A 13319-nucleotide genomic window follows, 5' to 3' on the forward strand; every position below is an offset into this window, starting at 1 on the left:
CACTAGAATTTCGCATGTGACTACAGCCCTTTATCGCCGCTACCGCCCCGACAGTTTCGCGGACGTGATCGGGCAGGAACACGTCACCGAGCCGCTTATGACGGCGCTACAGAAGAACCGGGTCAATCACGCCTATCTTTTCTCCGGCCCGCGCGGCTGCGGTAAGACCACTTCCGCACGGATCCTGGCCCGCTGCCTCAACTGCGCGCAGGGGCCCACGAGCACGCCCTGCGGGCAATGCGAAAGCTGTGTGGAGCTGGCCACCGGAGGGCCGGGCAGCCTGGATGTGATCGAAATCGACGCGGCCAGTCATGGTGGCGTCGATGATGCGAGGGATCTTCGGGAACGTGCGAGCTTCGCCCCCGTCCGGGACCGCTACAAGATCTTCATCATCGATGAGGCCCATATGGTAACCAGCGCGGGCTTCAACGCCCTGCTGAAGATCGTCGAAGAGCCGCCGGAGCACATCAAGTTCATCTTCGCGACCACCGAGCCGGACAAAGTCATCGGCACGATCCGCTCGCGCACACACCACTACCCTTTCCGGCTGGTGCCCCCTGAGCCGCTCATGGCCTACCTGAACATCTTGTGCGAACGCGAGGGCGTAGCAGTGGCACCGGGTGTGCTCTCCCTGGTGCTCCGCGCCGGCGGAGGTTCCGTCCGGGACACGCTCTCCGTGCTAGATCAGCTCATCGCCGGGGCCGGTCAGAACGGCTTGGATTACGAGCTGGCGGTGTCTCTGCTGGGTTACACCCACGCTTCCCTGCTCGATGATGTCGTCGATGCACTGGCCGCGACCGATGCCAAAACCGTCTTCCGCACGATCGACCGGGTGATCCAGACGGGGCTCGACCCGCGGCGCTTCGTCGAGGATCTGCTTGAGCGGTTCCGCGATTTGATCATCGTCCAGGCCTTGCCGGGCAATGCGCAGTCGGTGCTGCGCGGAATGCCAGAGGATCAGATCGCCCGGATGGAGACCCAGGCGACCCAGCTGGGCCGGGCCGAGCTTTCGCGAGCTGCGGATATCAGCAATGAAGCACTCAATGAGATGACCGGGGCGACCTCCCCCCGGCTGCACCTCGAACTGCTCTGCGCCCGACTGCTTCTTCCCGGGGCGGAACAGGGCGAACGCGGTATGGCCAGCCGTCTCGACCGGATCGAACGGCGTTTGAGCTACGCGGCGGAAAGCTCCTCCCCGGCACAGAGTTCGCAGCCAGCCCCGAGCGTACCGGCGACACAAACTGCAACTGCCGCACCCGCACCCGCTGCTCCGCAAGCACCTGCGACAACGCCTGAACCAGTACCGGAGCAAGATCCCCGGATGACTCAGCCCCGTGCGGATGCGGAACCAGCCCCGACTGCTGCCCCGCCGCGAGCACCGGAACCGGAAGATTTCCACGATGACCCCTGGGCCACGGCGGCACCACAGTCCACGAATCCTTCCACTCCAGAAGCTCCTACGGCGCGCACCGAAGTCCAGTCGGCTGAACCGGCCTCATCCGGGGCGGCGGCCCCTGCCGGTGAGGGCATCGATATGCTGCGCCGGGCCTGGCCCGATATCCTCGATGCGCTCAGCAAGGTCAAGCGTTCCAGCTGGGCGCTGGTCTCCCAGGATGCGACCCCGCTCAGTTATGACGACCAGACGCTGCGCATCGGCTTCTCCACTGAGGGACTCGCGGGGCGTTTCAACTCGGGAGAGCACGCGGAGAATCTGCGCCAAGCGATTTCCTCCACCCTGGGCCTGGACTGCCGAATCTCCGCCGGAGTAGGCACCGCGGGAGGCGACTCCCCGGACCCAAAAGCCCCCGCTGAACCGATCAGGGAACCTGCTCAGACGCAGCAGGAACCTGCAGAACCGGAATATCAAGAGTATCCGGAATACCCGGAGAGCATCGTCGAATCAACTGGTGCCGGCTCAGTCGTCATCGAATCAGAGAGCTCAGCAGCGTCGGATAGCAGTACTGACTGGCCCGAGATCGTGCAGATTCCCGGACGACAGAGTCCTGTCGAGACAACCGGCCAAGCCCCTGCTCCCAGTACCGCCCAGGCATCAGATAAGCCCGCGTCTGCGCCCGAGCGGACTCCTGCCCCCGAATCTACTGCCACTCCAGAAGCACCAAACAGTGACACACCGGATGACACTCGGGGTGAAAACAACATGAGTCCCGGGAGCGCAGCAGAAGACGATCTTCCCTTATCGCCCGGTGAGCGCATCTGGAGCTCACCGGCACCAGCAGAAGCAGCTCCGGCGGCGGAACCTGCACCTGCAACAGAACCGGCAAAACGGCCCACACCTGCCTCTGCTCCTGACTCGGAAAGCGACGCCGAGCTCTCCCCGCAGCAAGCCACGCGCCGTTATGATCAGCTCCGGCACGAAGCCGATCTCGCCTTCCAGCAGAAGCAGGAAACTGAAGACTCCCGGAGTGCCGGCGAAGCCGAGACGATCATCGAAGATATTCCCAGCGCTGATGATGAGACGATTGAGGAATCCCGGCTGATGGGCCGGGCAGCGGTGGAACGCATTCTCGGCGGCAAGCTGCTCGAAGAGCGGCCCGTAGCGCGAGAACTCTGACACCGATTCGCGGGCGAGGAAGAAGAACAACGTGTACGAAGGTGCAGTCCAGGAACTGATCGACGAGCTGGGCCGACTCCCCGGCATCGGGCCCAAATCGGCGCAGCGACTGGCATTCCACATCCTGGATTCAGACCCTGGCGATATGAAACGCCTCATCAGCGCGATCACCACGGTCAAGGAACGAGTGAAATTCTGCACGATCTGCGGAAATGTCGCCGAAGAAGAGACCTGCAGTATCTGCCGGGATCCGCGCCGGGATCAGAGCCTCATCTGCGTCGTCGAAGAATCAAAAGACGTTCTCGCAGTGGAACGCACGCGCAGCTTCCGGGGCCGCTATCACGTGCTCGGCGGCTCCATTAACCCGATCGCGGGAGTCGGACCGGAGCAGTTGCGAATCCGAGAACTTCTCAACCGCCTCAGCGATAGCCAGATCGAGGAAATCATCATCGCCACGGACCCGAACCTGGAAGGCGAGGCCACTGCCACCTACCTGGCCCGGATCCTGCAGTCCATCGGTGTGGCCGTGACCCGCCTGGCTTCCGGCCTGCCCGTGGGCGGGGATCTGGAGTACGCCGACGAGATCACCCTCGGCCGTGCCTTTGAAGGCCGGCGTAATGCGCTCAGCTCCGATAAATGATCAGCCGACCGGAGCCTGACAGTTCACACTAGATATTACTGCTCTTCATCAGCGAAGGCCGCCTCAATAATCGCCAGATCGATCTTGCGCATTGTCATCATAGCCGCCATCGCGCGCCCGGCAGCGGCCCGATCTTCAGAGCTGAAGAATTCGGCCATCCGCGCCGGCGCAACCTGCCACCAGACTCCGAATCGATCCTTGATCCACCCGCACTGGCCTTCTTCGCCACCGTCGAGAAAAGCCTCCCAGTAGTGGTCCACTTCAGCTTGGTCCTGGCAGGTGATGTAGAAGGTCAGCCCCATGCTGAACCCAGCGTCCATGCCGTTAAGCGCGGTGAACGGCTTACCGGAGAGCTGGAATTCGACGGTCAGCACCTGACCCGCCTGGTCACTGCCCTCCGGGTGGCGACTGATGCGCGAGATACCAGAATTCGGAAACACAGAGCAGGAATACTCCGCTAGCTCCTCGGCTTGAGTCGCCACCATGAAACAAGGGATCAATGCTGCCATTGCGAACTCCTTCGCTCGATCTGCGGTGACTGCTTCTTTAGCTTTCAGTCTGCTACGAGTTCGGCTTTGAAACCAGCACTGTTCTCCAGCCAGCCGGCGTAGTGCCCGGGACCACCGGCGAAGGGGTAGCGCTCGTGATATAGCGGATGCCAGCCGTGCCCGGGGGCTTCAGCCATGATCGTGTCCAGAGCAGCTGGCGGCCCTGCCCGGAAAGCCAGATGATTGACCCCGGGAAGGCGCCGGTCATGGCCGGTGATAGTCACCCGAGGTGGTGTGGTCAGCGTGATATAGACACCATCGGCGCTCCAGCTCTGACCTTCGGGCCATTCCTGAGTCAGAACGAAACCTGTTTGTCCCAGTAACCAGCCCCATTCCGAGCACGCCTGATCCAGATCAGCCACCCAGATCTCAAGGTGATGCAGCCCCGCCATCACAAACCCCGAACTCAGGCGCCAGCGATATTGACCATCCAGCTCACACCGAATCTGTCTCGGCACATGCCGAAGCTGTCACCCCAAGGCGCCTGGCTCAAGGGAACGAAAGGGATCCCACCTTCGCTGAGCTTCTCCCAGTAGCCGCGGAGCCTTTCTTCATCGGCAGCGACACCGCTGAGGGTGATCGAGCCGTTAGGGGATACCTCCACGCTGCTGGGCACATCGCCGCCCATCAGGGTCATACCGTTCTCAGTTTCCAACAGACTGTGCATGACCTTATCCGCGTCTTCCTGAGTTTCATTCAACTCCAGATCAGCGAAAACCCTGATCTCCAAGGAGCCGCCGAAGATCGACTGGTAGAAAGTCATCGCGTCGCGGGCGGTGCCGTCGAAGTGCAGATACGGGTTGAGCCTGATCGTCATGATGCCTCCTTGCACCCAGAGACGAAGCCCCGGGATCGTGGTCAGGGGATCCACCTGAATCCCCCGACATCATCTTAGGCAGCTGCTCTGAAAATCGACTTCATGCGCATCCGCAGGCTGCCCGTTACCGCTTCGCGACGCTCTATGACGGCGGCGGATTCATGATCAGCAGGGCCCGTCGATAGACTGATCCGCATGCCTTTCAGTTTCCCGGAGCCTCTGCTATGGCGCTGATCGTCCAAAAATACGGCGGTTCCTCGGTAGCCGACGCGGCTGGCATCAAGCGGGTCGCAGAGCGAGTGGTCGCCACCCGCAAGGCGGGGAACGACGTGGTCGTCGTAGTCTCCGCCATGGGGGATACCACCGATGAGCTGCTGGATCTCGCCGCCGCGGTGACGGAACAGCCCCCGGCACGCGAGCTCGATATGCTGATGACCGCCGGGGAGCGCATCTCCATGGCGCTGCTGGCCATGGCTATCAACGCCACCGGAGTCGTCGCCCAATCTTTCACCGGTAGCCAGGCCGGGATGATCACCGACGGCATCCACGGCAGAGCCCGGATCATTGATGTCGACCCGCACCGGGTCCGCACCTCCCTGGATAAAGGGCATGTCGCCATCGTCGCCGGATTCCAAGGCATGAGCCGCAATGATCAGGAGATCACGACGATGGGCCGCGGCGGCTCGGATACCACCGCGGTAGCTCTCGCCGCCGCGCTGGACGCCGATGTCTGCGAGATCTACACGGATGTCGACGGAGTTTACACCGCTGACCCCAGGGTGGTGCCGAGCGCCAAGAAGATCTCCAGCATCTCGAGCGAGGAAATGCTGGAACTCGCCGCCTCGGGAGCGAAGATCCTGCACCTGCGCAGCGTGGAATACGCCCGCCGCTTCGGGCTGCCGCTCCACGTACGCTCTTCTTTCAGCGACCACGAAGGAACCTGGGTGATCCCGCAGCCCGGCGATAAAACCACCCTCAGCGAAGGAGCCGCTTTGGAACAGCCCATCATCTCCGGCGTAGCCCACGACCGTTCCGAAGGCAAAGTTACCGTGATTGGAGTACCCGATATCCCGGGCAAAGCAGCGGAGATCTTCGGAATCATCGCCGCCGCCCACTCGAATATCGACATGATCGTGCAGAACATCTCCACCCAGGGCACCGGGAAAACCGATATCTCCTTCACCCTGCCTGTGGTCGAAGGTGCCGACGCCCGCCAGGCGCTCAAGAACGCACAGCAGCAAGTAGGCTTCGAGGACATCCTCTACGACGAGAACATCGGCAAGCTCTCCTTGATCGGTGCCGGAATGCGTTCGCACCCGGGGGTCTCCTACATCTTCTTCAAAGCGCTTTCCGAAGCCGGGGTGAATATCGACCTGATCTCCACTTCGGAGATCCGCATCTCCGTGGTGACCCGCGCCGACCTCCTGGATACCGCCGTCCGTGCGGTGCACCGGGCCTTCGATCTGGACGGCACCGAGGAGGCGACGGTTTACGGCGGTACCGGCCGCTGAAACCGACGGCCTTCAGAATCCCGCATCTGTCACTGATTCTCCTGCCACCCCTTCAGGTGACAGCAGCTGGAACGGTACGTGGTCCTGCCAGTGCCCGGAGATCTCAAGGTACTTCTGCGCTACCCCGATACGCTTGAAACCGTTACGGATCACTACCGCTTGGGAGGCCGCATTGTGCACCAGTGTTGCGGCTTGCAGGCGGTGCAAACCCAAGCCTCCGGAGGCTGGATCGCCGAAGGTCACTTTGCTCGCGGCACTCACCGCGGCACTGGTCAATCCACGGCCTTGATATTCCTGGTCGACCCAGTAGCTCAAATTCGCACTACGGAAAGCACCCCGGACAATATCGCTGATAATCAATAAGCCGACGACCCGCCTTCCCTGCGCGAAAACAAAAGACGCCGACCTCCCGGCAGCGTAATTCTGGAGGAATCCGGAAATTCTTTTCGACTGACTCTCAACCGTGTAGAAGCCTTCAGGGCGGACCGGGTACCACGGCCTGAGGTGCTCCCGGTTACGTATATAAGCATCCGTTACGTACTGTGCGTCGGCTTCAGCGATGAGCCGCAGCACCACTCCATCAGAAATGGAAAGAGTCATTGGATTGATCACCGGCTCAGCCTACTCAATGCTGATCTGTGAATTATGTGACGCCCTGATTTACCAGCTGTGACCGGCTCTTGCGTCGATCTGGACAGAAAGTCGATTGCACTAAGCTGATTTCACAACTGCCCTCGGATAGAAAGCATGCCGATGAACCTCGAGGAACTGCTCATCATCCTCGTCGCCGCCGTTGCGGTGACGACTTTCGCGCGTAAGGTCGGTTGGCCCGCCCCGCTACTGGTGACCGCCGTGGCCATGGCGGCCTCGTTCTTATTCGTCGATAACGTCGAGATCGACTCAGGGCTCATCTTGACCATCGTACTGCCGCCGCTGCTCTATTCGGCGGCGCTCGATATTTCCTTCCAGGACTTCCGGACCTCGCTCCGGCAAATCCGCCGGCTCGGCATCGGCTTGGTGGTCATCACCGCCCTGATTGTCGGCGGCGTCGCGAATCTGCTGGTCGGGGATATCACCCTTGCCGCCGCGCTGCTGCTCGGCGCGATCGTCGCTCCCCCGGATGCTGTCTCAGCAGCCGCGATCGGCAAGAATCTTGGCTTGCCGCGCCGGGTGATGACGGTGCTCTCTGGCGAGAGCCTCATCAACGATGCAGCGGCGCTGACCCTGTTCGCCCTCTTTCTGGGGGCCGCTACCGCCCACACCGCGATCAGTTTCGGTGAGGGCGCCGGCTTGCTGCTGCTGAATATCGTCGTGGGCGTGGGTGTGGGTCTGCTGATCGCCGTGATCGTGCAGTTGGTCCGGATGCGGATCAAAGATCCGCTCATCGAGACCGTTATCGGGCTGCTGGTGCCTTTCGGCGCGTATCTGCTCGCGGAGCAGCTGCAGGGCTCCGGGGTGCTCGCGGTGGTCGCCGCCGGGCTCTACCTGGGCTATAACGCGCCCCGGAGCAGTTACGCGATGCGGCTGCAGGAGCAGCCGATCTGGGCTTCTCTGGACGTGCTCCTGGAAGCTTTCGTCTTCGCACTCATCGGGCTGCAGTTCAAGCAGGTGCTCTTCGATACCATCGATAGCCCGCGGGGCCTCGGCACGAGCCTGGGCATCGCCGGGATCCTGCTCGCGGTCACCATCCTGATCCGCCCCGCCTATGTCTTCTTCACCTATTACCTGCAGCAGCTCCCCTGGTTGAAGCAGCTCCGGCAGCGCCGCGGCCGCCCTGAGCCGGAGATGAGCTGGCGCGATTTGACCATCATCTCCTGGACCGGGATGCGCGGAGTGGTAACGCTCGCCGCCGCCGCATCGGTGGTGGCCAACTCTCAGCTAGAAGGCAAGGATCTGATCTTCCTGACCGCCTTCGTGGTCACCATCGGCACGCTTCTGCTGCAGAGCCTCACCCTGCCCTGGCTCATCCGGAAGCTCGAAGTCACTGACCCCGATCAGGAAGAACGGGACCAGCAGGCCGAGCAGGCGCTCATCTCCCGTACGTTCACGGTGGCGATGGAGCAGATGCAGCCAGCTTGGCAGCAGCTCAGCGAGAAGCTCGGCCCGGAGAAGGCCGCGAGGATGATGGAGCGGGTCAAAGGCACGGCAGCGGCCAGGATGGCCGTGATCCGGGACGATGATGAGGCCGCGGCCGGAGACCGCGAAGCACCCCGCGGCCCGGGTAAACATGGCGGCGGGCCGGGCCTGCCATCTGCGGAGATGAGTAGGCACATGCTGGATATCCGGCGCAGGATGAACGAGATCCGGCGCCAGGTTCTCATCGAAGAGCGGGACAAGGGCAATCTGGATGACGAAGTGATGCGGGCCGTGCTCCTGGAACTGGACACCGAGGAGTTCGCGCTGGATAAGAGCTGGCATTCCCGCAGGAGCTCCTGAACCGGGGCCGCTGTGAACCAGGGCGCTCTGTTGACAAGAGATCTCTGCTGACAAGGGATTTCTGCGAAAATAAGAGGATGCGCACCGCCCTCGCCCCGCTGCAGGCCGCCGAATGGCTGCCATTGGCGCACGCGCATGAAACCCGTGTGGACCGTTACGCGAAACCGTATCTGGAGCGTCGCTCCCGCGGTGAGAAGCACCCTGTGGAGGATTTCCTCTTCACCTACTACACGCTCAAGCCGGCGCAGCTGCGGCGCTGGCACCCAGGCAGCGGCGTAGTACTGCTCGGGGAAGCGGCCCGGGAACGGCAACAATGGCGGTTCTACCGGGGCCTCACAGACGCCGAGCGGGCGGTACTCCAGCTGGATGCAATGACACCGGCCGTCACCGTGGACACCGAGGACTTCCTGGCCGCCCGGCAGAGCGCGGTGGACTTCGCCACGATCATCCTGGCCGGTACCGCATCCCGCCCGGCCCAGTTCGGCTGCTTCGGCCTGCACGAATGGGCTATGGCCTACCGCAGCGAAGACAACGGCATCCGGCACGAGTACTTGCCCTTGCGGCTCGGCGCCGCCGGCACCGATGAGGTCGTGGAATCCCACCGGATCCGCTGCACGCATTTCGACGCTTTCCGGTTCTACACCCCGCAGGCCGCACCGCTCAATGAACTGACCCCGAGCCGGGAGAATCAGCGGATTCTGGAACAGCCCGGCTGCCTGCACGCCAATATGGATCTGTACAAATGGGCCTATAAGCTGCTGCCGCTGCTGCCCAGCGAATTGCTCATGGATGCCTTCGAGCTCTCCTGGCGGATCCGCACCATGGATATGCAGGCCGCCCCTTACGATCTCGCCGACTGGGGCTATGCGCCCATCCGGATCGAGACCGCGGAAGGCAAAGCAGAATACGTCACCCGGCAACGCGATTTCGCCCAGGAAGCCGCTGCACTGCGGTCACGTTTGCTGAACGATCTGGAACCACGGGTTCACCCGGCGAACAGAAAACCCTAATCTGGGGTGATGATGCGCCCCGGCTTGATGCGTTCCCTGATTCTCACGGCTTTCGTGCTGCTAGGGCTCGGTCTGAGCTCGTGCTCGAGCAGCGGCCCCGGGGAGGTGTCCGCTCCCCCATCCAGTCTGCCAGGATCCTCTACGGATACCTCGATAACCCTCACGGTGCGCAGTGAACCCGGGGCCGAACCGATTGAAGCAGCACTCAGCTGCGCCGGTGAGCAGCCCACGGCGGGCCGGAGACCGCGCAGCTGACCGGTACCGTGGCCGGTGTTCCGGTGCAGAAAGATTTCCGGCGGGATAACGGCTGCAGCATCGCGGATTGGGAGCGTCTGAGCCCCCTCCTGACCCCCCCTGATCTCCGGTAAATAAGCTCCGCTGCGGCCGCGGGAGCTCCGCGAAAAACAGCCGGAAAACCGGTTAGACTAAAAGCGCAAGCACGCGGAGCGCTGGGGCCACCAGCGTGAGACGGCATTCCTGGAAGCTCCGCGTCCTTATTCCCTGCACATCTCTGGAATCAGGAGCTACCGGATGCCCCGGATCGTCATCGACGTGATGCCCAAACCTGAAATCCTCGATCCGCAAGGCAAGGCCATTGCCGGCGCGCTGCCGCGGCTGGGCTTCACCGGCTTCAGCGGAGTACGTCAGGGCAAGCGCTTCGAGCTGACCATCGATTCCGAGGTGACCGAGGAGATCCTCGAACAGGCCAAGCAAGCCGCGCAGACGCTCCTGTCCAATCCGGTGATCGAGGACGTGGTCAATGTCGAGGTCATCGATGACTGAGCCGGTTGCGGCACGGGTGGGCGTGATCACCTTCCCCGGAACGCTCGATGACCGCGACGCCGCCCGAGCGGTGCGGCTCGCCGGCGCCGAGCCGGTGCGGCTCTGGCACGCCGACGATGATCTGCAGGACGTGGACGCCGTGGTGATCCCCGGCGGCTTCTCCTACGGCGATTATCTGCGCGCGGGCGCGATCTCCCGTTTCGCTCCGCTCATGAGCAAAGTCATCGACGCCGCGAATTCGGAGGCCAGGCTCCCGGTGCTCGGCATCTGCAACGGCTTCCAGATCCTCACCGAATCCCATCTGCTGCCCGGCTCCATGATCAAGAACGATCACCTGAAGTTCCTCTGCCGAGATCAGCTGCTGCGCGTGGAGAACACGCAGACCGCCTGGACCCGGGACTTCCAGCCCGGCCAGGAGATCATCATCCCGCTCAAGAACCAGGACGGCCAGTACATCGCGGATCCGAAGACCTTCGACGCGCTCGAGGCCGAGGGCCGCGTAGTGTTCCGTTACCTGGGCGGCAACCCCAACGGCTCCCGCCGGGATATCGCCGGGATCAGCAACGCCGCGGGGAACGTCGTGGGGCTCATGCCGCATCCGGAGCACGCGGTGGAGGCCGGCTTCGGCCCGGATCACACCGGCACCGACGGCCTCGGCTTCTTCAGCTCGGTCTTGACCACGATCCTCAGGGGAGCAGCAGCGTGACCGCTTTCAATATCGACACGGTGACTCAGGCCGAGCAGACTCCGGGAACCGAACTGCCCTGGGCGGAGCTGGGGCTCAAGGCCGATGAGTTCGATCGGATCGTCGAGATCCTGGGCCGCCGCCCTACTGCCGCCGAGCTGGCGATGTATTCGGTCATGTGGTCCGAGCACTGTTCGTATAAGTCCTCCAAGGTGCACCTGCGGCAGTTCGGCGAGAAAGTCACCGAGCAGATGAAGGAGCACCTTCTGGTCGGCATCGGCGAGAACGCCGGGGTCGTGGATATCGGCGAGGGCTGGGCGGTGACGTTCAAAGTCGAATCGCATAACCACCCCTCCTTCGTCGAGCCCTACCAGGGTGCGGCGACCGGCATCGGCGGCATCGTCCGGGACATCATCTCGATGGGTGCCCGGCCGGTCGCGGTCATGGATCCACTGCGCTTCGGCGCCATCGACCATCCGGATACCGCCCGGCTGGTGCACGGCATAGTCTCCGGCATCGGCGGCTACGGCAACTCCCTGGGCTTGCCGAATATCGGGGGGGAAACCGTCTTCGATGCGGTGTACCAGGGCAATCCGCTCGTGAACGCGCTGGCCGTGGGCGTGCTGCGGCATGAGGACATCCGGCTGGCGAATGCCTCCGGCGTGGGCAATAAAGTGGTGCTCTTCGGCGCGCGGACCGGCGGCGACGGCATCGGCGGCGCCTCGGTGCTGGCCTCCGAGTCCTTCGATGACAGCAAGCCCGCGAAGCGCCCCGCCGTGCAGGTGGGCGACTCCTTCGCGGAGAAGGTGCTCATCGAATGCTGCCTGGAGCTCTTCGCCTCCGGGCTCGTCGAGGGCATCCAGGATCTCGGTGCGGCCGGGATCTCCTGCGCGACCTCCGAGCTCGCCTCGAACGGCGAGGGCGGGATGCACGTGGAGCTGACCAAAGTGCTGCTGCGCGACCCGACGCTGACTCCCGGCGAGATCCTGATGAGCGAATCCCAGGAACGCATGATGGCCGTGGTCACCCCGGAGAACGTTGCCGCCTTCGAAGCCGTGATGGACGCCTGGGATGTCGAGTACTCCTGGCTGGGTGAAGTCACCGGCAGCGGGCGGCTCATCATCGACTGGGATGGCGAGACCATCGTCGATGTCGATCCGCGCACCGTGGCGCACGACGGCCCGGTGTACGAGCGCCCGTATCACCGGCCGGGATGGCTGGATGCAACCCAGGCCGATCATTTCGCGGATTCGGCGCATGGCGCTGCGCCGGCGGATCTGAAGGCCGCGATGCTGGAGCTCATGGCTTCGCCGAACCTGGCCTCGACCGCCTGGATCACCGATCAGTACGACCGCTACGTGCAGGGCAATACCGCCCAGGCCATGCCCGATGACGCCGGCGTGATCCGGGTCAACGAGGAGACCGGGCTGGGCGTCGCCCTCGCGACCGATGCCAATGGCAGGTACTGCTATCTGGACCCGTATCAGGGTGCTCAGCTGGCTCTCGCCGAGGCCTACCGGAACGTGGCTACCGCCGGGGCGAAGCCGCTCGCGGTGACCGACTGCCTGAACTTCGGTTCCCCGGAGGATCCGGAGGTGATGTGGCAGTTCGCCGAGTCCGTGCGCGGCCTGGCCGATGCCTGCCAGCAGCTGGGTGTGCCGGTGACCGGCGGCAACGTCTCGCTGTACAACCAGACCGGCGGGGTGGCGATTCATCCGACCCCGGTGGTCGGTGTGCTGGGCGTCTTCGACGATGTGGCCCGGCGGACGCCTTCCGGCTGGCGTGAGGACGGCCAGGCGATCTACCTGCTGGGGACCACCCGTGCTGAGCTGGACGGCTCCGAATGGGCGAAGCTGCAAGGACATCTGGGCGGCAAGCCGCCCGTGGTGGACCTGGACCGGGAGCGGCAGCTGGCCGAGATCCTGGTGAACTGCTCGCGGGATGGCATGGTCGATGCCGCGCATGATCTTTCCGAGGGCGGCCTCGCGGCGGCGCTGGCTGAATCCTGCTTGCGCTTCGGCGTGGGTGCCCGGGTGGGTCTCGCCGAACTCTGCGACCGTGACGGGGTGACCGTGTTCGAGGCGCTGTTCTCCGAGTCCCCGGGCCGGGCACTCGTCGCCGTGCCGCGCTCCGAGGAAGTGCGGTTCAACGATATGTGCGAGGCACGCGGCTTCGAGCGGCTGCGGCTCGGCGTGGTCGATGCCGAATCCGATGCGCTGGAGATTCAGGGTGAGTTCACCTTGCCCCTGGCCGAGCTGCGCGAAACGCATGAGGGGACCTTGCCGAAGTACTTCGGGTGAAGTGCTACGGGTGCCGG

12 protein-coding genes are annotated in these 13319 nt (G+C 63.5%); 8 read left to right on the forward strand and 4 right to left on the reverse strand.

Going from position 1 to position 13319, the window contains the following annotated elements; genetic code table 11:
- The first annotated feature begins 16 nt into the window (after nt 1-16).
- Together C501_RS0109360 and recR are read left to right on the forward strand one after the other, a co-directional pair.
- Nucleotides 17-2572: a DNA polymerase III subunit gamma and tau gene (locus C501_RS0109360; RefSeq protein WP_018135363.1), complete on the forward strand. Its 2556-nt coding sequence runs from the start codon at nt 17-19 to the stop codon at nt 2570-2572.
- Between the two features lie 31 nt (nt 2573-2603).
- The gene (recR, locus tag C501_RS0109365; protein WP_018135364.1) at nt 2604-3212 is read left to right on the forward strand and encodes a recombination mediator RecR; all 609 of its coding nucleotides are present in this window, start codon (nt 2604-2606) and stop codon (nt 3210-3212) included.
- A gap of 35 nt (nt 3213-3247) precedes the next feature.
- On the opposite strand, the gene C501_RS0109370 is transcribed toward recR, so the two are convergent.
- The 3 genes from C501_RS0109370 to C501_RS0109380 are packed head-to-tail and all read right to left on the reverse strand — an operon-like array spanning nt 3248 to nt 4577.
- Complete coding sequence (locus C501_RS0109370; RefSeq protein ID WP_051064520.1) at nt 3248-3721, reverse strand: VOC family protein; 474 nt, start codon at nt 3719-3721, stop codon at nt 3248-3250.
- Between the two features lie 44 nt (nt 3722-3765).
- Nucleotides 3766-4152, reverse strand: a complete 387-nt coding sequence (locus tag C501_RS0109375; protein WP_026174788.1) for a VOC family protein — start codon at nt 4150-4152, stop codon at nt 3766-3768.
- A gap of 14 nt (nt 4153-4166) precedes the next feature.
- Nucleotides 4167-4577 (reverse strand): VOC family protein, encoded by a 411-nt coding sequence (locus C501_RS0109380; RefSeq protein ID WP_026174789.1) that lies wholly within the window; start codon nt 4575-4577, stop codon nt 4167-4169.
- Between the two features lie 224 nt (nt 4578-4801).
- On the opposite strand from C501_RS0109380, the gene C501_RS0109385 reads away from it, so the two are divergent.
- Nucleotides 4802-6088, forward strand: coding sequence for an aspartate kinase (locus C501_RS0109385; RefSeq protein WP_018135368.1), 1287 nt, complete (start codon nt 4802-4804; stop codon nt 6086-6088).
- A gap of 12 nt (nt 6089-6100) precedes the next feature.
- On the opposite strand, the gene C501_RS0109390 is transcribed toward C501_RS0109385, so the two are convergent.
- On the reverse strand, nt 6101-6700 hold the full coding sequence (locus C501_RS0109390; protein ID WP_245532460.1) for a GNAT family N-acetyltransferase: 600 nt from the start codon (nt 6698-6700) through the stop codon (nt 6101-6103).
- 135 nt (nt 6701-6835) lie between these two features.
- Between C501_RS0109390 and C501_RS0109395 the strand changes: the two genes are divergently transcribed.
- The 5 genes from C501_RS0109395 (at nt 6836) to purL (ending at nt 13302) form a co-directional block, all read left to right on the forward strand.
- Entirely contained in the window at nt 6836-8524 is a 1689-nt protein-coding gene (locus C501_RS0109395) for a cation:proton antiporter (RefSeq protein WP_018135370.1), read from the forward strand.
- 77 nt (nt 8525-8601) lie between these two features.
- Nucleotides 8602-9534 (forward strand): hypothetical protein, encoded by a 933-nt coding sequence (locus C501_RS0109400; RefSeq protein ID WP_018135371.1) that lies wholly within the window; start codon nt 8602-8604, stop codon nt 9532-9534.
- 531 nt (nt 9535-10065) lie between these two features.
- Nucleotides 10066-10317, forward strand: coding sequence for a phosphoribosylformylglycinamidine synthase subunit PurS (gene purS / locus C501_RS0109415; RefSeq protein WP_018135374.1), 252 nt, complete (start codon nt 10066-10068; stop codon nt 10315-10317).
- A complete protein-coding gene (gene purQ / locus C501_RS0109420; protein ID WP_018135375.1) occupies nt 10310-11023 on the forward strand; it encodes a phosphoribosylformylglycinamidine synthase subunit PurQ in 714 nt (237 codons plus the stop codon). The genes purS and purQ overlap by 8 nt, the downstream gene beginning before the upstream one ends.
- Complete coding sequence (gene purL / locus C501_RS13050) at nt 11020-13302, forward strand: phosphoribosylformylglycinamidine synthase subunit PurL (RefSeq protein WP_018135376.1); 2283 nt, start codon at nt 11020-11022, stop codon at nt 13300-13302. The genes purQ and purL overlap by 4 nt, the downstream gene beginning before the upstream one ends.
- Nucleotides 13303-13319 lie beyond the last annotated feature (17 nt).

The organism is Acaricomes phytoseiuli DSM 14247 (genome assembly GCF_000376245.1).
In the GTDB taxonomy this organism is placed as follows: Bacteria; Actinomycetota; Actinomycetes; order Actinomycetales; family Micrococcaceae; genus Renibacterium; species Renibacterium phytoseiuli.

Bases quoted from the DNA above. Each gene is read 5' to 3' on its own strand.
- C501_RS0109395 (WP_018135370.1), top strand. From the start codon at position 6,836: ATGCCGATGAACCTCGAGGAACTGCTCATCATCCTCGTCGCCGCCGTT.
- C501_RS0109375 (WP_026174788.1), bottom strand. From the start codon at position 4,152: ATGGCGGGGCTGCATCACCTTGAGATCTGGGTGGCTGATCTGGATCAG.
- purQ (WP_018135375.1), top strand. From the start codon at position 10,310: ATGACTGAGCCGGTTGCGGCACGGGTGGGCGTGATCACCTTCCCCGGA.
- purS (WP_018135374.1), top strand. From the start codon at position 10,066: ATGCCCCGGATCGTCATCGACGTGATGCCCAAACCTGAAATCCTCGAT.
- C501_RS0109370 (WP_051064520.1), bottom strand. From the start codon at position 3,721: ATGGCAGCATTGATCCCTTGTTTCATGGTGGCGACTCAAGCCGAGGAG.
- C501_RS0109400 (WP_018135371.1), top strand. From the start codon at position 8,602: ATGCGCACCGCCCTCGCCCCGCTGCAGGCCGCCGAATGGCTGCCATTG.
- C501_RS0109385 (WP_018135368.1), top strand. From the start codon at position 4,802: ATGGCGCTGATCGTCCAAAAATACGGCGGTTCCTCGGTAGCCGACGCG.
- C501_RS0109380 (WP_026174789.1), bottom strand. From the start codon at position 4,577: ATGACGATCAGGCTCAACCCGTATCTGCACTTCGACGGCACCGCCCGC.